Annotated in this window: 19 protein-coding genes; 6 read left to right on the top strand and 13 right to left on the bottom strand. The window is 68.6% G+C overall.

Going from position 1 to position 19,384, the window contains the following annotated elements; translation table 11 throughout:
• Position 1: 1 nt before the first annotated feature.
• The 9 genes from B0W80_RS25410 to B0W80_RS25370 all read right to left on the bottom strand — a co-directional run bounded on the left by B0W80_RS25410 (position 2) and on the right by B0W80_RS25370 (position 8,703).
• Positions 2-1,198 carry an ABC transporter substrate-binding protein gene (locus B0W80_RS25410; protein WP_077001940.1) on the bottom strand — a complete coding sequence of 399 codons (1,197 nt, stop codon included), beginning with the start codon at positions 1,196-1,198 and terminating at the stop codon, positions 2-4.
• Complete coding sequence (locus tag B0W80_RS25405) at positions 1,191-2,186, bottom strand: PQQ-dependent catabolism-associated beta-propeller protein (RefSeq protein ID WP_077001939.1); 996 nt, start codon at positions 2,184-2,186, stop codon at positions 1,191-1,193. Before B0W80_RS25405 ends, B0W80_RS25410 begins: the two co-directional genes overlap by 8 nt.
• 73 nt (positions 2,187-2,259) lie before the next feature.
• The gene (locus B0W80_RS25400) at positions 2,260-2,973 is read right to left on the bottom strand and encodes an ATP-binding cassette domain-containing protein (RefSeq protein WP_077001938.1); all 714 of its coding nucleotides are present in this window, start codon (positions 2,971-2,973) and stop codon (positions 2,260-2,262) included.
• On the bottom strand, positions 2,967-4,172 hold the full coding sequence (pqqE, locus tag B0W80_RS25395) for a pyrroloquinoline quinone biosynthesis protein PqqE (protein WP_077001937.1): 1,206 nt from the start codon (positions 4,170-4,172) through the stop codon (positions 2,967-2,969). Before pqqE ends, B0W80_RS25400 begins: the two co-directional genes overlap by 7 nt.
• An 11-nt stretch (positions 4,173-4,183) precedes the next feature.
• Positions 4,184-4,447 (bottom strand): pyrroloquinoline quinone biosynthesis peptide chaperone PqqD, encoded by a 264-nt coding sequence (gene pqqD, locus B0W80_RS25390; RefSeq protein WP_077001936.1) that lies wholly within the window; start codon positions 4,445-4,447, stop codon positions 4,184-4,186.
• Positions 4,444-5,169, bottom strand: a complete 726-nt coding sequence (pqqC, locus tag B0W80_RS25385; protein ID WP_143684782.1) for a pyrroloquinoline-quinone synthase PqqC — start codon at positions 5,167-5,169, stop codon at positions 4,444-4,446. The genes pqqD and pqqC overlap by 4 nt, the downstream gene beginning before the upstream one ends.
• 59 nt (positions 5,170-5,228) lie before the next feature.
• Complete coding sequence (pqqB, locus tag B0W80_RS25380; RefSeq protein ID WP_077001934.1) at positions 5,229-6,161, bottom strand: pyrroloquinoline quinone biosynthesis protein PqqB; 933 nt, start codon at positions 6,159-6,161, stop codon at positions 5,229-5,231.
• Positions 6,162-6,237: 76 nt separating this feature from the next.
• Entirely contained in the window at positions 6,238-6,312 is a 75-nt protein-coding gene (gene pqqA, locus B0W80_RS36525) for a pyrroloquinoline quinone precursor peptide PqqA (protein ID WP_143684781.1), read from the bottom strand.
• A gap of 237 nt (positions 6,313-6,549) precedes the next feature.
• Positions 6,550-8,703: a sigma-54-dependent Fis family transcriptional regulator gene (locus tag B0W80_RS25370; protein WP_077001932.1), complete on the bottom strand. Its 2,154-nt coding sequence runs from the start codon at positions 8,701-8,703 to the stop codon at positions 6,550-6,552.
• A gap of 318 nt (positions 8,704-9,021) precedes the next feature.
• Between B0W80_RS25370 and pedF the strand changes: the two genes are divergently transcribed.
• Together pedF and B0W80_RS25360 are read left to right on the top strand one after the other, a co-directional pair.
• Positions 9,022-9,489, top strand: a complete 468-nt coding sequence (gene pedF, locus B0W80_RS25365; protein WP_077001931.1) for a cytochrome c-550 PedF — start codon at positions 9,022-9,024, stop codon at positions 9,487-9,489.
• Positions 9,473-10,354 (top strand): ABC transporter substrate-binding protein, encoded by an 882-nt coding sequence (locus tag B0W80_RS25360; protein ID WP_256856686.1) that lies wholly within the window; start codon positions 9,473-9,475, stop codon positions 10,352-10,354. Before pedF ends, B0W80_RS25360 begins: the two co-directional genes overlap by 17 nt.
• 27 nt (positions 10,355-10,381) lie before the next feature.
• On the opposite strand, the gene B0W80_RS25355 is transcribed toward B0W80_RS25360, so the two are convergent.
• The 3 genes from B0W80_RS25355 to B0W80_RS25345 all read right to left on the bottom strand — a co-directional run bounded on the left by B0W80_RS25355 (position 10,382) and on the right by B0W80_RS25345 (position 13,468).
• Positions 10,382-10,789: a DUF779 domain-containing protein gene (locus B0W80_RS25355; RefSeq protein WP_077001929.1), complete on the bottom strand. Its 408-nt coding sequence runs from the start codon at positions 10,787-10,789 to the stop codon at positions 10,382-10,384.
• Between the two features lie 11 nt (positions 10,790-10,800).
• A complete protein-coding gene (gene adh / locus B0W80_RS25350; RefSeq protein ID WP_077001928.1) occupies positions 10,801-12,321 on the bottom strand; it encodes an aldehyde dehydrogenase in 1,521 nt (506 codons plus the stop codon).
• A 235-nt stretch (positions 12,322-12,556) separates the two neighbouring features.
• Positions 12,557-13,468 carry a MurR/RpiR family transcriptional regulator gene (locus B0W80_RS25345; RefSeq protein ID WP_077001927.1) on the bottom strand — a complete coding sequence of 304 codons (912 nt, stop codon included), beginning with the start codon at positions 13,466-13,468 and terminating at the stop codon, positions 12,557-12,559.
• A 125-nt stretch (positions 13,469-13,593) separates the two neighbouring features.
• Between B0W80_RS25345 and B0W80_RS25340 the strand changes: the two genes are divergently transcribed.
• From B0W80_RS25340 to B0W80_RS25325, 4 genes are read left to right on the top strand one after another with little or no spacing between them, the layout of a single operon-like run.
• Positions 13,594-14,940 carry an aspartate aminotransferase family protein gene (locus B0W80_RS25340; RefSeq protein ID WP_077001926.1) on the top strand — a complete coding sequence of 449 codons (1,347 nt, stop codon included), beginning with the start codon at positions 13,594-13,596 and terminating at the stop codon, positions 14,938-14,940.
• Positions 14,941-14,960: 20 nt separating this feature from the next.
• Positions 14,961-15,875 (top strand): transporter substrate-binding domain-containing protein, encoded by a 915-nt coding sequence (locus B0W80_RS25335; protein ID WP_077001925.1) that lies wholly within the window; start codon positions 14,961-14,963, stop codon positions 15,873-15,875.
• Between the two features lie 15 nt (positions 15,876-15,890).
• The gene (locus B0W80_RS25330; RefSeq protein WP_077001924.1) at positions 15,891-16,538 is read left to right on the top strand and encodes an aspartate/glutamate racemase family protein; all 648 of its coding nucleotides are present in this window, start codon (positions 15,891-15,893) and stop codon (positions 16,536-16,538) included.
• 43 nt (positions 16,539-16,581) lie between these two features.
• Positions 16,582-17,406: an undecaprenyl-diphosphate phosphatase gene (locus B0W80_RS25325; protein ID WP_077001923.1), complete on the top strand. Its 825-nt coding sequence runs from the start codon at positions 16,582-16,584 to the stop codon at positions 17,404-17,406.
• 86 nt (positions 17,407-17,492) lie between these two features.
• Here the strand turns inward: B0W80_RS25325 and B0W80_RS35670 are convergent.
• Positions 17,493-19,384 (bottom strand): hypothetical protein (locus tag B0W80_RS35670; protein WP_077001922.1); only part of this gene is annotated, 1,892 nt, incomplete at its 5' end.

The following is a 19,384-nucleotide window of genomic DNA, read 5'->3' as shown; positions in this document are numbered from 1 at the left end:
CTCACGGCGCGGCCTTGCAGGAGGACTCGGGCGCGTCGGTGCCGAGCGTGTCGAGCACGTTCTTCGCATGCATCACACCCTCGACCGGCGCCGAGCCGATGACGGCCATGCCGTCGGTCAGCAGCATCGGCTGGCGCAGCTGGTGGTCCCAGGCGCGGAAGCTCAGGCGCATGCCCTTGAAGCCGTCGAGCGTGAAGTCGGCGCGGTTGAGCGCAGCGTTCAACCTGGCGGGCTGGGGCGCGGCGGGCTGCTGGAGCGCGGCCTGCAGCAGGGCCTTGGCGCCGATGTAGGCGGCCCAGTCGTGGCTGGTCATCGGCCGGCGGGCTTCGCGCCTGAAGCGGCGTTCGAGCTGCGGCGCGCCGTAGCGGTCGAAATGCGGTGCCCAGGCCGCCGCGCTCATGCCGGCGTCGCCGACCACGGGGCGCGGCAACGCGATGCGATAGGGCAGCGTGCGAGCGAACTCGCCGTCGCCGTCCACCACCCAGACGACGTCGTAGTCGCCGCCGACGGCCGCGGTGCCGGTCAGCAGAAGCGGGTTCGCCAGGTCGCGCTCCCGCGGGTCGGCCGACAGCTTGAAGTTCTTCACGGCCACCTGCTTGAGGCCGAGGCGCTTCAGCGCGGCCTGTGCCAGGGCCAGTCGCGACGCGTCGTCGGGGCGGGGGCCGGCGAGCAGCAGCACGCGCGTCCACTTGCGAACGAGCAGGGCCTGCCCCAGCGCGTCGGCGCGCATGCGGTCGCCGGGCAAGGCGTGGAACAGGTTGGCGCGGCAATTGAGCTGTCGCGACGATTCGGCGCTGTCGCCGACGTTGATCAGCGGTATCGCGCTCGCCGCGCTGGCGGCGGCCATCCACGGCGACGGCAGGTCGAGCAGGGCGGCCGCGGCACCGGCCTTGTCGAGCTGGCGCATCTGCGTGACGGCGTCGTCGGCGGAGGTCGCATCGCGCACGCTGACTGCGACCTGCAGCCCCGCGGCGTCCAGCTCGAACTGAGTCTCCTCGATGGCCAGGTCCACCGCGTCGCGCGCGCGGCCGCCGGGCTGCCCCGGGTAGGCCAGCGCGACGCGGGCCGGCTCCAGGCGGTCGTCTTCCGCGCGCTGGACGATGCCGATCGTGAGCGTCGCGGCGGATGGGCTGCCTGCGAGCGCCACCAGGAGCAGCCCCACCGCCGCGAGGCCGCGCCGGGCTTCGGCGCTAGTCATCGATCACCACCGTGTGCGGCACCCGCCCCACGGCCACCGTCTTGATCGGCTTGGCCGTGCGCGTGTCGACCACGGTCATGTCGTCGGACAGCCCGTTGGCCACGAACAGGCGCGATCCGTCGGCGTTCACCGCCACGCCCCACGCCCGCTTGCCGACCAAGGCCAGGTCCGTGGTCTTGCGCGAGGCGACGTCGACGAAGGCCACGTGGTTGGCCCGGCCCAGCCCGACGTACATCGTCTTGGCGTCGCGCGACAAAGCGATGCCGACCGGCGTGATGTCGTCGGGCCGCATGCCCTTGACCTCGAAGGCCACGGTGGCCAGCACGTTCAGCTGCGCCGTCGAGATCACGGTGACGCTGCTGCCGAGCTCGTTGGTCACCCACAATTCGCCGCCGTCGGCCGAGAAGGCGAAGCGGCGAGGGCGCTTGCCGACCTGGATGTTCTTGATGACCTTGAGGGTGGCGGTGTCGACGACGTGGACCATGTTGGCCACCTCGGAGCTCACGTACACGCGCTTGCCGTCCGGGGAGACCTTGACCCCTTCGGGCTCCTTGCCGACCGGTATGCCCTTGACGAGCTTCTTCGACGCGAGGTCGAACACGTTGAGCAAGCCGTCGTCTTCGGCCGACACGAAGGCCGTCTTGCCGTCGGGCGAGAGGTCGAACACTTCGGGGTCGTCGCCGAGCGGCGTGCTGCCGACCGACTTGCGCGTCGACAGGTCGATGATGTCGGCGCGGCCGGAGTCGCTGCAGGCGACCATCAACTGCGTGCCGCCGTTGAAGTGCTGCATGTGCCGCGGGCGCTTGCAGGTGGGAATGACGCCCACGACCGCCAGGGTCTTCAGGTCGACCATGGTGATGGCGTTGTCCTTCTCGCTGGACACGTAGGCGAGCTGGCTGTCCTTGGCCGACGCCGGTGTCGCGGCGAAGGCGAAGGCGCAGGCGCAAGAGAAGGCAAGCGTCGTTGCGAGCCTGTTCGATGGGGTCATGTGATTCGTCTCCTGCAAGGTCGTCGTGTGTGATCGGTGAGATCGGTGCGATGGTGCGGATCCGTGCGATCGGCTACCGCGTGGCGTCGATGAACGCCGCTTCGAGCGTCGCGCCGCCGAGCGTCGAGGTGACGTCGGCCGGCGATCCATCGGCCAGCAGCCGCCCGCGATGCAGCACGAGCACGCGGTCGGCCCGCTCGGCCTCGGACACCAGGTGCGTCGCCCAGAGCACCGTGACCTGGCGCTGCCGCACCTCGTCGCGCAAGCCGTCGACGAGGTCGCGGCGCGACTTGGGGTCGAGCCCGGCGGTGGCCTCGTCCATCAGCAGCAGTTGCGGGCGGTGCAGCAGCGCGCGCACCAGCTCGACCTTGCGGCGGTTGCCGCCCGACAGCTCGCGCACGCTGCGCTGCATGTCGGCCAGCAAGCCGAAGCGCGCCGCCTCGAAGGCGATCCGCTCGCGCGACACAGGGGCCGGCAGGCCTTGCAGGTCGGCATGGAACTGCAGGTTGCGCGCCACGCTCAGGTCCAGGTCGAGCGACTGCTGCTGGAACACCACGCCGATGTGCGCCAGTGCATGACGGGCCTGCGTGCGCATCGACAGCCCTGCGACTTCCACGTCGCCTTCATCGGCCGCGAACAGGCCGGTCAGCACCTGGAACAGGGTGGACTTGCCCGCGCCGTTCGGACCCAGCAGCACCACGAAGCCGCCGCGCGCGATCGACAGGCTCAACCCATCGAGCGCGACCCGCGCGCCGTAGCGCTGCGTGAGGCCGTGGATCTTCAGCATGTGGAGATGCCCTCCGCGCTGCGATCGCTGCACCCGACGGAGTTCTCGTCGCTTCGGTAGACCAGGCCCGCGGCGCGGCGCGCGCCGGGAACGAAGCGCAGTGGCTGTTCTTGCAGCGCGCTGCTCTCCGCGCGGTGGGTGGCGGTCGCGGCCAGCATGCCGTCGACCAAGCCGCGGTGCTCGCTCTTCGGGCAGACCGGATCGGTCGCCGCCACGTCGCCCGCGATCAGGAATGCCTGGCAGCGGCAGCCGCCGAAGTCGTGGTGCCGCTCGTCGCAGTCGCTGCAGGCGCCTTTCATCCAGGCCTGCCCGCGGTAGCGGTTGAACGCCTCGCTGTCGAACCAGGCATCGCGTACCGACACGGCTTGCAGGTTCGGCAGCGGCGCGCCGGGCAGCATGCGCGCGCTGTGGCAGGGCATGGCCAGGCCGTCGGGCGCCACGACCATGAAGACGGCACCCCAGCCGGCCATGCAGGGCTTGGGCTTGGCATCGGCATAGTCGGGCGAGACCCACAGCACCTTCATGCGGCCGGCGAGCCGCCGGCGGTGGCTGTCGACGATGGCCTCGGCATCGCGCAACTCGTCCACCGTCGGCATCAGGGCCGCGCGGTTGAGCCAGGCCCAGCCGTAGTACTGCGTGTTGGCGAGTTCGAGGTAGTCGGCGCCCATGCGCTCGGCCATGTCGATGATGCGGTCGACGTGCTGCAGGTTGAAGCGGTGCATCACGCAGTTCAGCACCATCGGGTAGCCCTCGGCCTTGATGATGGCCGCGACCCTCGACTTGAGCTCGAAGGTCTTCGTCGAGCTGATGAAGTCGTTGAGCTCGCGCGTCGAATCCTGGAACGACAGCTGGACGTGGTCGAGGCCGGCGGCCTTCAGTGCCCTGGCGCGCGCGGCCGTGAGGCCGACGCCCGAGGTGATGAGGTTGGTGTAGAAGCCCAGGCCGTGTGCGTGCGCGACGAGTTCTTCCAGGTCGTCGCGCAGCAGCGGCTCGCCGCCCGAGAAGCCGAGCTGCACGGCGCCCAGTGCCCGCGCCTCGACGAGCACGCGCTTCCAGGTGGCGGTGTCGAGTTCGGCATCATGGTGCGCGTAGTCCACCGGGTTCGAGCAGAACACGCAGTGCAGCGGACAGCGGTAGGTCAGTTCCGCCAGCAGCCAGAACGGTGGCCGCACCGCGCCGCGATCGACTTGGGCTGACACGTCGGCTCCGTCTACTGCAGCCAGCCGCGCTCGAGCGCCTGGCCGAGGAAGACGACCACGTCGTCGTGCAGGGGCGCCTGGGCGAACTCGGCTTCGAGTTCGGTGACGATGTCGCTGACGGTGCGGCGCCCGTCGCAGCGCCGCAGGATCTCGGCCGCCGGCGTGTTGAGCCGCACCATGCCTTCGGGATACAGCAGCACCCAGCTGTCCTGCGCCGGCTCGAACTGCATCCGGAAGAGCGTCGACATGCGCAGCCGTGCGTCGGCGGCGATCATGGCCGTTGCGCCTCGGGCATGTCGTCGGGAAAGCCGCGCTCGATGGCGTCGAGCATCGACCAGAGGATGTCGAGCTTGAAGTTCAGGATCGCGATCGCGCGCTCCTGTCGTGCGCGCGTGGTGCACCAGCTGCGCGCCACCTCGAGTCCGTGCTCGACGTCGCGCGTGGCGAGCGGGATGCGGCTGCGGAAGTAGCCCAGGCCATCCGCCGCGATCCAGGGGTAGAGCGTCGGCCAGGCGGCCAGCCGGTCGGCATGGATCTTGGGCGCGAACATCTCGGTCAGCGACGAGATGGCGGCTTCTTCCCACGGGCGCTGGCGCGCGAAGTTGACGTAGGCATCGACGGCGAAGCGCACGCCGGGCTGCACATGGCGATGCGTGCGCAGGTCTTCCGGGTCGAGCCCGACGGCCTGCGCGAGCCGGCCCCACGCCTCGATGCCGCCGGCATCGTCGCCGTCGTAGGCATCGCGGCCGTCGTGGTCGAGGATGCGCAGCACCCAGCGCCGCCGCTCGTCGCGGTCGGGGCAGTTGGAGATGATCGCGGCGTCCTTGCGCGGAATGGCGACCTGGTAGTAGTAGCGGTTGGCCACCCAGGCGCGCACCTGGAAGGGCTGCAGCTCGCCGCGGTTGAGCCGCAGGTTGAAGCGGTGGTGGATGTGATAGCGCGACTCGCAGGCGCGCAGCCGGGCTTCGAACTCGTCGAAGGCCCAGAGGCGCTGCAGCTTGTCGCGCGCCGCCTCGAGCGAGGCCGGGCGTGCTTCGGGGAAGGCGAGTTCGGCGTTCACAGCGTGATCTCCATGCCGTCGTAGGCGACCTCGATGCCGTGGCCGTCGAGCAGGCGGCGCTGCTCGCTGGCCTCGTCCAGGATCGGGTTGCTGTTGTTGATGTGGATCAGCACCTTGCGGCTGGCCTTGGTGGCCAGCATCACGTCGAGCATGCCGATGCGCGTGTCGTCGCCGATCTGCGGCAGGTGGCCCATCTCGCTGGCCGTCTTGCCGCTGAGGCCGGCGTGCCGCATTTCCTCTTCGGCCCAGAAAGTGCCGTCGACGAGCACGCAATCGGCGTCGCTCATCCACTGCAACTCTTGCGTGCCGACCTCCGCGAGGCCGGGCGAGTAGAAGAGCCGGCGTCCGTCGACGACGTCCTCGACGAGCAGGGCGATGTTGTCGCCGACCGCCTGCTCCTGGCGGTGCGGCGAATAGGGCGGCGCCTTGCCCGGAATGGCGACGGCCTTGAAGCGCAGCGACGGCATGCCGTCGACGACGAAGGCGGCGCTGGTCTGCGACCCGGCGATCGGAAGCATGTGCCAGCGCGTGCCGCAATAGTGCTCCAGCACGCTCAGCACCGGGAACACCGTGGTCAGGTCTTCGAACACGCAGGGCGTCGCGTAGACGTCGAGGCAGGGCCCTTCGCGCAGGCCGAGCAGGCCGGTGACGTGGTCGATCTGCGCATCCATCAGCACGACCGCCTTGATGGGCGTGCTGCGCAGGCCGTGGCGGGGATGGAGCTGGGCGTGGTCGCGGATCTGCTGGCCGATGTCGGGCGATGCGTTGAGCAGCACCCACGACTCGCCGTCGGCTGACACCGCGATCGAGCTTTGCGTGCGCGCATGTGCCGTGAGGGCACCCATCCGATGGCCGGCGCACTGTCGGCAGTTGCAGTTCCATTGCGGGAAGCCGCCGCCGGCGCCCGAGCCGAGCACGAGAATTTTCATGGGGAGAACAACTTGGATGTCGCGGGGGACGTGGACGGCAGCGCGACGAAGGGCCGCGCTGCCGCCACGTGCTGGCTCAGCGGCTCGCGATGTACATCGTGATTTCGAAGCCGAAGCGCATGTCTTCAAACGCGGGTTGCGACCATTGCATGGAGTCTCCTTGGGGCGAAAGCAGCCCAGGCGGGATTGCCTGGCTGGCCCCACTCGTTCCGCAAATCGCATGCCTGTGGCGAGACAGCGCGGCGGCGACCAAAAGACTGGTGATTGCCCTGATGCGAAGGGCGATGAAGGTCGACGGAACCCCTTCAGGCGACGCCCGAGGCGGCGTGCCGTGCTCCACTGCTCCATTGCGTAACAGCGCCGTGCGACGCTGGCACAGGGGAATCCCCTAGGAGTCCTTCCCCCACTTGAGCTTGCGGTAGATCGTGTTGCGGCTGATGCCGAGCCGCTTCGATGCTTCGGAGATGTTGCCGTTGGCGGCACTGAGCGTGTTCTTGATCAGGTCGATCTCGGCTTCGCCCAAAGTGCGAGGTGCGGCGGCGCATTCGGCAGCTGGCTGCGGCGTGGTGGCGCCGGCGCGGTCGACGGGAAAGTCGATGGGCATCGAGCGCACGGCCGCCGGATCTTCGCCGGGCCACTCCGCGCGTGCCGGCTGCAGCGGCTCGGCTGCCGGCATGGCTGCAACCGGCACCTGTCGCGCGCCACGCGCGCATCGCGCGTCTTCCAGGAAGTCGTCCGAGAGATGGTGCTCGTCGATCTGCCCCTCGCCCGACGCCATGACGACCGCCGTGCGCAACACGTTCGCGAGTTGCCGCACGTTGCCGGGCCATGCGTAGGCCTTGAACAGCGCCATGACCGATGGGCTGATCTCGGGCGTCGCATGCGGGCATTCGGACAGGAGGATGCGTCGCGCCACGATGTCGAGGTCGCGTCGATCGCGCAGCGCCGGCAGCTTGACCACGAGCCCGTTCAGGCGGTAGTACAGGTCTTCGCGGAAGGTACCGGCCTCGATCATGTCGCGCAGCTTGCGGTGCGTGGCGCCGATCACGGCGATGTCCACCGGAATCGACTTGAGGCTGCCCAGCGGCGTCACGTTGCGCTCCTGCAGCACGCGCAGCAGCCGCGCCTGCAGCGGCAGCGGCATGTCGCCGATCTCGTCGAGGAAGAGCGTGCCGCCGTTGGCCTGCACGATGCGCCCGACCGCGCCCTTGCGCCGCGCGCCGGTGAAGGCGCCGTCCTCGTAGCCGAAGAGTTCGGCCTCGATCAAGGACTCGGGGATCGAAGCGCAGTTGACCGCGACGAAGGGCTGCTTGGCGCGGTTCGAATCCTGGTGGACGGCGCGTGCGAGCAACTCCTTGCCGGTGCCGGTTTCGCCGAGGATCAAGAGCGGAATGTCGCGATTGAGCACGCGCTGCACCTTCTGCACCAGCGCGCCGATCTGCGGGTCGCCGGTGTTGAGGTAGTGCAGGCCGGAGAACAAGGTGCCCTGGGCCGAATGGGCCGTGTCGACGGCCAGCGCTTCGGACGCCTTGCGGGTGTCGGCCGGGCCCGGCCGTTCGTTGACGATCACGTCCGTTGCGGGCTCGGTGCCATGCGCGGCCATCATCATGGCGCGCTGCGGGCCGTTGAAGCGCGCATGCACGTAGAACTGCCGGCCGTTGGACAGGCTCAGCGTCATCGGCAAGGGCAGCGGTGAACGGAAGTGATCGAACACGGCGGGCACCGACGTGCCGAACAGGCTCGTCAGGCTGTGCATCCGCAATGCCGCACTGCTCATGCCCAGCTGGTCGAGCGCACTGCGGTTGGCCCCGAGCACCTTGCCGTCGGCACCGACGACGACGATGCCCTCGAGCAGCGTGCCGATGAATTCGGCACGCGTGTGGAAGTGCAGGCGCAGGCGGTTGCCGTAGTCGTCCGACAGCCACTGGTTCTCGATCATGCGGGCCGACATGCGCACCAGCCCCATCGTGTGCTGGTGGTACGAGCGCTGGTCGCCGGTGACATCGAGCACGCCCAGCATGTTGCCGCGCGGGTCGAAGATGGGGGCCGCGGAGCAGGTGAGGAAGCTGTTGGCGTGGATGAAATGCTCGTCGCCATGGACGACGGTGGGCGCCTCTTCGAACAGCGTGGTGCCGATGGCGTTGGTGCCCCTGGAATGCTCGGCCCAGTTGACGCCGGGCGCCAGCGCCACCTTGTCGGCGCGCTGCAGGAACCGGTCGTCGCCGACCGAGTGGAGGATGGTCCCGGCCACGTCGGCCAGCACGATCATGCTTTCGGTGTCGACGATCTGTTCGAACAGCATCTCCATCACCGGCGCGGCGTGGGTGAAGAGGCGCTGGTTGCGTTCGCGCGCCACGGTGAGGTCGCTGCGCATCAAGGGGTCGAAGTCGACGCGTTCGGCGCGGGTCAGGCCCAGCGCCGAGCATCGTTGATGCCATTGCTCGATGAGTTCGGTGCGTTCCGGCTGGGCCGCGCAGGGCAGGGCTGCGGGAATGGTCCAGGTCCTGGCCGTGGTGGCCAGGGGACGGTGGGGTGCAACCATGTGTCTAGTCTCCTCTGCTTCTGCTGAGCAGGTTGTCTCGATCGTGTTCAGTGCTGTCGCCGGGCTGCGTGTTCCATTTCGGTACAGTCCGCGCCCCCTCTCTCCGACGCGGCCCCTGATGGCCGACAAGGATGCCACAAAAGCGGAACAACCCACGCAATTAGTGTTCCCGCCTGCAACACCTGCCGCGTGGCACGGCGTTTGCGGATTCGCTCATGTTCCCACTTTCACTGACGGAGACCTGACATGACGATTTTCGATACGCGGGCGGGGCGGCGAGGCGCCGACACCGGCGCTACAAGAGCCTCGCCTCGCGCGATGGCCCGCAAGGCCGGTGTTCTTCTCGCCGCCGCCTTGTGCGTGGCCGCAGGCGCCGCGGCCTGGGCGCACGGCGACGTGACGCCGCAGGCCGTCGACACCAAGGGCCTGCAAGAGTTGGGCAAGGACTGGCGTGCGGAGAACCCGTACCGCGGCAACGCGGCCGCGATCAAGATCGGAACCTCGGCCTACAACCAGAACTGCGCGCGTTGCCACGGCATCGAGGCCATCTCGGGCGGCATCGCACCCGACCTGCGCAAGATCGACAACGACTGCGCGGCACTCAAGGACGCCGCGAAGAAGGCCGCGTGCATCAAGGAGATGGACGACTACTACCTCGGCACGGTGCGGCACGGCCGCACGCGCAACGGCGCCGTGTACATGCCGCCCTTCGAGGGCACGATGAGCCAGGAGGCGATCTGGTCGATCAAGGCCTACCTCGAGACGCGCCGTGACAAGCCCATGTGAGAGCACGCCGATGCCGCATGCGGCAAGGCCGTCGCGCAGGGTCTTCCTGCGCGGCATCGGCGCGGCCGGGCTGGCCGCGGCCTCGCTCGCGTCGGCGGCCGGGCCGCTCGACCGCATCCGCGAACGCGGCACGCTGACGGTGGCGGTCTACAAGGACATGCCGCCCTTCCACGTCGCCGGCAAGGGCCTCGACGTCGAGCTCGCGCAGGCCCTGGCGGAATCGCTCGGCGTGAAGCTGTCGATGCTGCCCTTCCAGGCCGACGAGAACATGGCCGACGACCTGCGCAACATGGTGTGGCGCGGCCACTACCTGGGCTTCGGGCCGGCCGACGTGCTGCTGCACGTGCCGGTCGACAAGCCGCTCATCGACGACACACCGCAGGCCAACATCTTCGCGCCGTATTTCCGCGAGCGCGTGATGATGGCCCGCCAGGTCGATCGCCTGCCGCCGCTCGACACGCTGTCGGCGCTCGCGGATGCCAAGGGCGCGAAGGTGGCGGTGCCAGGGCAGACCCTGGCCGGGTGGTTGCTGATCGGCGCCGATGGCGGCGCGTACCGCAACCAGCTCGACACGCAGTGGAAGGACGGCGCGGAAGCAGCCCGTGCGCTTCAGCGTGGCGAGGTGGCCGCCGCCGCCGGCCTGGCGTCGGAACTGGAATCGGTGCTGCGCGGCGATGCCCGCTTCGCCATCGCACCCCTGCCGTCGCCACGCGCCCGGCGCAATGGCTGGGCCGTGGGCATGGCGGTGAAGAAGGACGCGACCGATCTCGCCCAGGCGCTGCAGGCCGCGGTCAACGACCTGGCCGGCAGCGGGCGCCTGCGCACGAGCTTCGACAAAGCCAACGTGACGTGGATGGCGCCCTGACGATGGCGATGCGCAGGGCCGTGCCGGCTACGGCGGGCCCTGCGCTTCGAGCGCTTTCCATTCGGCGTCTTCGTAGAGCCGCGATCGCGTGATGAAGCGCAGCCCGGTCGGGCGCTCCAGCGAGAACATCCCGCCGTTGCCCGGCACCGCATCGATGATCAGGTGCGTGTGCTCCCAGTACGCGAACTGCGAGCGGCTCATGTAGAAGGGTGTGTCCGCGATCTCGCCGAGGCAGACGTCGGCATCGCCCGTGATGAACTCGCCCAGTGCGAAGCACATCGGCGCGCTGCCGTCGCAGCAGCCGCCGGACTGGTGGAACATCAACGGGCCGTGCTCCGCGCGCAGGCGCTCGATGAGCGCCTGCGCGGCAGGAGTCGCAGACACACGGGTGACCACCGCGGGGTGGGCAGTCACCGTGCGCGCGTCGGACGACATGGTGGAAGCGCTCAGAAGAAGCCCAGCTTGTTCGGGCTGTAGCTCACGAGCAGGTTCTTGGTCTGCTGGTAGTGGTCGAGCATCATCTTGTGGTTCTCGCGGCCGATGCCCGATTGCTTGTAGCCACCGAACGCGGCGTGGGCCGGGTACTGGTGGTAGCAGTTGGTCCACACGCGGCCGGCCTGGATGCCGCGGCCCATGCGGAACGCGCGTGCGCCGTCGCGGCTCCACACGCCGGCGCCCAGCCCGTACAGCGTGTCGTTGGCGATCTCCAGTGCCTCTTCTTCGGTCTTGAAGGTGGTCACCGACAGCACCGGGCCGAAGATCTCTTCCTGGAAGATGCGCATCTTGTTGTGGCCCTTGAACACGGTCGGCTTGATGTAGTAGCCGGCGGCCAGTTCGCCGTTCTTGACGTTGCGTTCGCCGCCGGTCAGGCACTGCGCGCCTTCCTGCTTGCCGAGGTCGATGTACGACAGGATCTTCTCCATCTGCTCCTGCGAGGCCTGCGCGCCGAGCATGGTGCCGGTGTCCAGCGGGTGGCCTTGCGTGATGGCTTCGACGCGCTTGATCGCACGTTCCATGAAGCGGTCGTAGATCGATTCCTGGATCAGCGCGCGGCTCGGGCAGGTGCACACCTCGCCTTGGTTGAGCGCGAACATCGCGAAGCCCTCGAGCGCCTTGTCGAAGAAGGCATCGTCGGCCGAGAGCACGTCCTCGAAGAAGATGTTGGGCGACTTGCCGCCCAGCTCCAGCGTGACGGGAATCAGGTTCTGGCTCGCGTACTGCGAGATCAGCCGGCCCGTGGTGGTTTCACCCGTGAAGGCGATCTTCGCGATGCGGTTGCTCGACGCCAGCGGCTTGCCGGCCTCCAGGCCGAAGCCGTTGACCACGTTCAGCACGCCCGGCGGCAGCAGGTCGCCGATGATCTCCAGCAGCACCAGGATCGATGCCGGCGTCTGCTCCGCGGGCTTGAGCACCACGCAGTTGCCGGCGGCGAGCGCCGGTGCGAGCTTCCACACCGCCATCAGGATCGGGAAGTTCCACGGGATGATCTGGCCGACGACGCCGAGCGGCTCGTGGAAGTGATAGGCGTAGGTCTCGCTGTCGATCTCGCTGATGCCGCCTTCCTGCGCGCGGATGCAGGCGGCGAAGTAGCGGAAGTGGTCGATCGCCAGCGGCATGTCGGCGGCCATCGTTTCGCGCAGCGGCTTGCCGTTGTCGAGGGTTTCGGCCACGGCCAGCGTCTGCAGGTTCTGCTCCATGCGGTCGGCGATCTTCAGCAGGATGTTGGCGCGTTCGGTGGTCGACGTGCGGCCCCAGGCCGCCTTGGCCTTGTGCGCGGCGTCGAGCGCGGCCTCGATGTCCTTGGCGTTCGAGCGCGGAATGCTGGTGAAGGGCTGGCCGGTGACGGGTGTGAGGTTGTCGAAGTACTGCCCGTCGATCGGGGCCACCCACTGGCCTCCGATGTAGTTGCCGTACTGCTTCTTGAAGGGGTTCGCGATACCCAGGTTGCGCATTTCGGCCATGTCCATGAAGTCATCTCCTGTGAAGTTGAGGGAAGGGTCCACGGGTGACTTCGCAAGCGATGGGCCAACGCGTGCCACTGTGCTCGCGGTTGGCGCAAGTCGTTGTCGCGCAAGGGAATACGGCGGTTCGGCCGCGAACCCGCGTGTGTCGTCACGGCAGGCGCGCCGCGAACGCGCTGTGTCGAAGTGGGACAGTGTTGAGCGCTGAAGCAGGGCTTACCCCGATCCGGGGCGCGCTGCTTCAGTGGCCGGGCTTGCCGGGTCGCCGGCCGACCGATGTCGATGCCGGCGCTTCGCGCGGCCGCGGTGCCTGCAGGTACGCGCCCGATTCGTGGAGCTGCGCTTCGGCTTCGTCGATGTGCTGGATCACCGCCTGGCCGGCTCGGCTCGCGAGCATCTCCACGAGGGCCTCGGTGACCGCGACGCCCGCGGCGACGGACGGGAAGAAGGACGGGCTGTCGATGGCGAACAGCAGCGTCTCGTCCGCCAGCAGCGACAGCGGCGAGGCGATGCTGTCGGTGACGGCCACGATGCGAAGGCCGGCCGCCTTGGCCGCCTGCGCCACTTGCAACGCCTCGCGCGAGTAGGGTGCGAAGCTGGCCACCAGCAGCGCGTCGCCCTTGGCGAAGGCGCGCAGCTGCATCTCGAGCGAGCCGCCCTGGCCGTCGACCAGATGCACGGTGGGCCGGAACAGGCGGTAGACGTAGACGAAGGAAAACGCGATCGGAAAGCAGGCGCGGAAGCCCGCCGCATGGACGGCCTTGGCCTTCTCCAGCACCGCGCAGGCCCGCTGCAGCGCCGACTCGCTCTGGCGGTGGGTGTTGTCGAGGTTGCGGCGCTGCACCTCGAACATCTCGCCGGCCAGGCCGCTGTCGGCCGCGCGGCCGACCAGGGACTTGGCGCGGGCGCCGTAGGCGTCGGTGCCCAGGCCCATCTCGGCGGCCACCGCGGTCTTGAACTGCGGCCAGCCCGGGTAGCCCAGGTGCTGCGCGAAGCGAACCAGCGTCGCGGGGGTGGCGGCGGCGCGCGTGCCGACGGTGCGCATCGAGCTGGTCACCACCTCGTTCGGATGGTCGAGCACGTATTTCGCGACCTGCTGCAGGGCAGGGCTCAGCTGCTCGTAGCGCTGGCGGAGATCGTCCTTGACGCCCATGGAACTCCTTGTCGGTTTGGAACGAATGTACCGGACGGAACAGACGATGTTGCAGATCGCCATTGACGGAACAAATGTTCCAAACAATAATTCAGCCAACACATTGGTTTCACGCCACCAGCCGCATGACGCACGTCTTCCACCGCCATCTCCGCCACACACCCAGGCTCGCCGTCGCTGCGAGCGGCATGACGATCCGCGACGCGGAGGGCCGCGACTACCTCGACGCCTCGGGCGGCGCGGCCGTGTCCTCGCTGGGCCACGGCCATCCGGACGTGATCGCCGCGATGCATGCGCAGATCGACCGGCTTCCCTATGCGCACACCAGCTTCTTCACCACCGAGCCGGCAGAGCAGCTGGCCGACGAGCTGATCCGCACCGCGCCCGAGGGCATGAGCCACGTGTACCTGGTCAGCGGCGGCTCCGAGGCGGTGGAGTCCGCGCTCAAGATGGCGCGCCAGTACTTCGTCGAGATCGGCCAGCCGCAGCGCACTCACTTCATCGCCCGTCGGCAGAGCTACCACGGCAACACGCTGGGTGCGCTGGCGGTGGGCGGCAATGCCTGGCGGCGCGCGCCCTTCGCGCCCATCCTGGTGCCGGCCACGCACGTCTCGCCCTGCTATCCCTACCGCGAGCAGCGCGCCGGCGAAACGCCGCAGCAGTACGGCCGGCGCCTGGCCGACGAGCTGGAGGCGGCCATCCTCGGGCAGGGCCCCGAAAGCGTGATCGCCTTCGTGGCCGAGACGGTGGGCGGCGCCACGGCCGGCGTGCTGACGCCGGTGCCGGGCTACTTCAAGGCGGTGCGCGAGGTCTGCGACCGCTACGGCGTGCTGCTGATCCTCGACGAGGTGATGTGCGGCATGGGCCGCACGGGCACGCTCTACGCTTGCGAGCAGGAAGGCGTGTCGCCCGACCTGGCGACCATCGCCAAGGGCCTGGGCGGCGGCTACCAGCCGATCGGTGCGGTGCTGGCGCAAGGCAAGGTGGTGGAAGCCATGTCGAAGGGCAGCGGCTTCTTCCAGCACGGGCACACCTACATCGGGCACCCGGTCGCGTGCGCCGCGGCGCTGGCCGTGCAGCAGGTGATCCATCGCGACGGCCTGCTGGCCAAGGTGCGCAGCGATGGCGAGGCCTTCGGCGCGATGCTGCGCGAAGCGCTCGGCGCGCATCCGAACGTGGGCGACATCCGCGGCCGGGGCTTCTTCTGGGGCGTGGAACTGGTGGCCGATCGCGCGAGCAAGGCTCCCTTCGACCCCGCGCTCAACCTGCACGTGCAGATCAAGAAAGAGGCGATGGCGCAGGGGCTGTTGTGCTACCCCTTCGGCGGCACCGTCGACGGCAAGCGCGGCGACCACGTGCTGCTGGCGCCGCCCTTCATCGCGAGCCGGGCCGATCTGCAGGAAATCGTCGCGCGGCTGGCGTCATCGGTCGACACGGTGGTGCGCGCCGCCGCGGCCGGCATCCGTTCCTAAACCACTCCCAGGAGTTTTCCATGGCCTTTTCACGCCTGCAGATGGCCGGCGCCGCCGGTGTGTTCGTCGCGTCTGCGCTCACGCTGATGCCCTTCGGCGCCGCAATGGCGCAGGACGGCGGCACGCTCGCGAAGATCAAGTCCAGCGGCGCCATCACCATCGGGCACCGCGAGGCTTCGTTCGGCTTCTCGTACCTGGACGCCAACCTGAAGCCGATCGGCTACAGCATCGACATCTGCAGGCGCATCGTCGAGGAGATCAAGACCGAGCTGAAGATGCCGGCCATCGAGCTACGCTGGCAGGCCGTGACCTCGGCCAACCGCATTCCGCTGGTGAGCAACGGCACGGTCGACATCGAGTGCGGCTCCACCACCAACCTGGTGGAGCGTCAGAAGCAGGTGGCTTTTTCGCCGGACATCTTCCGCTACAACGTGCGCATGCTGGTCAAGGCCGATTCGGGCATCAGGAGCGTGGCGGACCTGCAGGGCAAGACGGTGGTGACGACCACCGGCACCACGTCGTTCCGCCTGCTGCGCGACGCCGACAAGGCCAAGAGCCTCGAGCTCAACAGCCTGGCGGGCAAGGACCACACCGATTCCTTCCTGCTCGTGGAAAGCGGCCGTGCCCATGCCTTTGTGCTCGATGACATCCTGCTCGCAGGCCAACTCGCCAACGCGCGCAATCCGAAGGACTTCGTCATCACCGGCGAGAGCCTGCGCACGGAGAACCAGTCGCTGATGTTCCGCAAGGACGACCCGCAGTTCAAGGCGGTGGTCGACCGCGTGGTCGGTGGCATGATGAAGTCGGGCGAGATGGAGAAGCTCTACAACCAGTGGTTCATGTCGCCGATTCCGCCCAAGAACATCAACATCAACTACCCGCTCAACGCCGAGACGAAGGACGCGTTCGCGAATCCCTCGGCCAAGGGCATCTGAGATTCACGCTGCTGCATGACCCGTATCGCCCTGATCCACGCGCTGGCGCATTCCGTCGACCCGATCAATGCCGCTTTCGAGCGCGACTGGCCCGAGGCGGTGCGCATGAACCTGCTGGACGACAGCCTGTCGGCCGACCTGGCACGCAAGGGGCAGGGGCTGGATGCGGCGATGCACGGGCGCTTCGAGCGATTGGCGCAGTACGCGGTCGACACCGGCGCCGAGGGCATTCTCTTCACCTGCTCGGCCTTCGGGCCCTGCATCGAGGCGGTGGCGCGGCGCCATGCGGGCATGCCGGTGCTCAAGCCCAACGAGGCCATGATCGCCGAGGTGGCGGCCGGCACGGGCAAGATCGGGCTCATCGCGAGCTTCGGGCCGACGCTCGAATCGATGCCGCCGGAGTTTCCGGCGGGCGTGGAGATCGAACTCGCCCTGGCCGAGGGCGCGCTCGCCGCACTCGATGCCGGTGACACCCGCGGGCATGACGAGCGCATCGCCGAGCAGGCCCGGGCCTTGCGCGACAAGGGCTGCACCCGCATCGCCCTGGCCCAGTTCAGCATGGCGCGCGCCCGGCCGGCCTGCGAGGCGGCTTCGGGCCTGCCGGTGCTGACCACGGTCGACAGCGCAGTACGCGCACTGCGCGCCCGGCTGAATTCAAGCTGACTTGCCCACTCGCGATAATCGGCGCTCTTGAATAGGAGCGCGCGTGGATATCGTTTTGCTGGCCAAGGCGGCCATCATGGGCATCGTCGAAGGCCTGACGGAGTTTCTGCCCATCTCGTCGACCGGCCACCTGATCCTGGCGGGAGCGTTGTTGGGCTTCGACGACGACAAGGCCAAGGTCTTCGACATCGCGATCCAGACCGGCGCGATCCTGGCGGTGATCATCGTCTACTGGCAGAAGATCCATGCCACCGTCGTGGCACTGCCCCGTCAGCCCAAGGCGCGGCGATTCGCCCTGAACGTGCTCATCGGCTTTTTGCCGGCCGTGGTGCTCGGGCTGCTCTTCGGCAAGCTGATCAAGGCGCACCTGTTCACCGCGGTGGTGGTGGCCAGCACTTTCATCATCGGCGGTTTCATCATCCTGTGGGCCGAGAAGCGGCCGCCGGGCGCGGTGCGCGTCGAGCACGTGGACGACATGACGCCATGGGACGCACTCAAGGTCGGCCTGGTGCAGTGCTTCGCGATGATCCCGGGCACCAGCCGCAGCGGCGCCACCATCATCGGCGGCATGCTGCTGGGCTTGTCGCGCAAGGCGGCGACGGACTTTTCCTTCTTCCTGGCCATCCCGACGCTGATCGGCGCGGGCGCGTACAGCCTCTACAAGGAACGGGCGCTGCTGTCGGTGGCGGACATTCCGATGTTCGCGGTCGGCCTGTTCTTCTCGTTCGTGAGCGCCTGGCTCTGCGTGCGCTGGCTGCTCAAGTACATCAGCAGCCACAGCTTCGTGCCCTTCGCCTGGTATCGCATCGCCTTCGGGATCGTCGTGCTGGCGACCTGGTGGACGGGGGCGGTCGTCTGGGCCGACTAGGCCGACGGGCTTTCGCATGAAAAAAGCCCCAGCCCGGGCTGGGGCTGGGGCTCGATGGCTGCGGTCGGTTGAGCGCAGCGTGCGTGTCACGGCACGTTCGAGCTGTGCACAGACGTCGGCCTGAAGGGCAGCGCCAGCTTGCCGGCGAACTCGCCGAGCTGACTGAGCGTCGGGCAGGCGCCGGCCTGGGTGCAGAAGCCGCTGCTCGGGTCGGGGTAGACGACGTCGCCGAAGCGGTAGTTGGCGATGCTGGCTCCCGCGTAATCGGCGACCGTCAACACGTTGCCCTTGGTCGAGTAGTTGTCGGCCATGGTCACCATGATCGGGTCGACGCGCGAGTCTTCCATGGTGCGCAGCACGCTGCCCGTGGACGCGGTTTCGCTCGCGTTCGACAGCCTCACCCAGCCCCAGCGGCGATTCGCCCGGTCGGTGAAGAGGATCAGGTCGTTGATCGGGTCGCCCACGCCGGGGAAGTCCTTGGCGGCGGCCATGTGCGTGATGTTGTCGCCGACGCCCGCGACCGTGCCGACCTGCTGGATGTCCGTGGGCGCAGGCGTCGTCGGCTTGTGGCCGGCGGCGTAGCGGCCCAGCGAGTACAGCTGCAGCTCGCCACCCTCGACGGCGATCGCCGCGCGGGCGTAGTGCGGGTCGGCCGCCCAGAAGGGGTAGGCCGAGATGCGCGACTGGTCGTCCTTGCTCCAGTGGCTGCGCGTGGCCGTGGTCCACACGGCGGTCGGCCGCCGGGCCAGCGTGGCGGTCTTCACGACCACCGGCATCGCCTGCGGCTTGTCGGCCAGCATGTAGGGCCACTGGGTGGCGGCCAGGCCGACGTTCTGCGTCTCCAGGTTGGACGCGGCGCTGCCCAGGTACATGTCGTTCGTGTACTTGAAGAGCGGTGCCAGGTCGATGAAGGCCGCGCGCTTTTCGCTCTTCGACACCACGACCACCACGCCGCCCTTGGCGTAGCGCTCGTAGTCCTCGCCGCCCGGCAGCATCTTGGCCCGGTTGGCGGCCATCGGCGAGTTCAGCATCTGGAAGTTGGAGATGTGTCCGGCGGCGTCGTACTTGAGCATCGTCGTGTACGGGTGGATGCCGGTGGTCGCGGCAATGCCCGTGGGCGCCTTCATGTCAGAAGGCAGGTCGACGTAGCCGATGACCTTCATGAACACGTAGTTGCCCTGGTCGGAAAAGCCCGGATGCATCATGTCCATCCAGCCGTGCCACCAGTCGTAGCGCTGGTCGCCGGGCTTCCAGCCCTGCGGCGCGGAGCCGAGCGACACAACCGCCACCTGGCCCTTGGTGTTGGGCACGTCCCAGCCTGAGACCAGCGCAAATTCGCCACCGCCGGTGACGGCCACCGCAGTCGGCACGAAGCCGAGCTTGAACGAGGTCGAGGCCCGGTTCTGCGCCGTCAGCGTGCCTACGGTGTACAGCTTCGCCGACTTGGTCGGGCTGCCTTGCGTCGCGACCAGCGAGAGGCGCGTGGCGGGCGAGTCCGCGGCGTTCTCGCCCCGGTGCTCGGCCACCGGCAGGTCGGCCGGGTCGTTGCGTGCCAGCAGGCCGCTGGCCAGGTAATCGTCGATGGCGGTCGGGAGCAGTCGGCGCTGCTGCCACAGCAATTGCGGGCGCTGCTGGAAGGTGCGCCGGTCAGTGGCCGAGTTCTGGAGCCAGGCCACCGAATCGGTGACGTTCTGGCTCGAGACCGGAACGCCGATCGCGGCGGCGTGGATCGACACGTACATGTTGTTCGTCGAGTCCTCGCGGCCGAGCTGGTAGATCGAACCAATGCCGCTCATGGTGCCGACGTCCGCGCGCTCGGGGAGCGTGGCCACGCCGGTCTTGCCGGCGGCGGCGCCGTACTTGTAGGTGACGCCCGCTTCGGAAGCGAACTTGTAGGCCATGGCGGCGTAGGCGCTGGGGACCACGGTGCCGGCGCTGTCCACGATGTCGCCGGCCTGGGCCGAGCCGGGGGCGGGTG

It is taken from the genome of Variovorax sp. KK3 (genome assembly GCF_001984055.1).
Classification (GTDB): domain Bacteria; phylum Pseudomonadota; class Gammaproteobacteria; order Burkholderiales; family Burkholderiaceae_C; genus Variovorax.
This window is presented reverse-complemented; position numbering and strand designations above follow the sequence as displayed.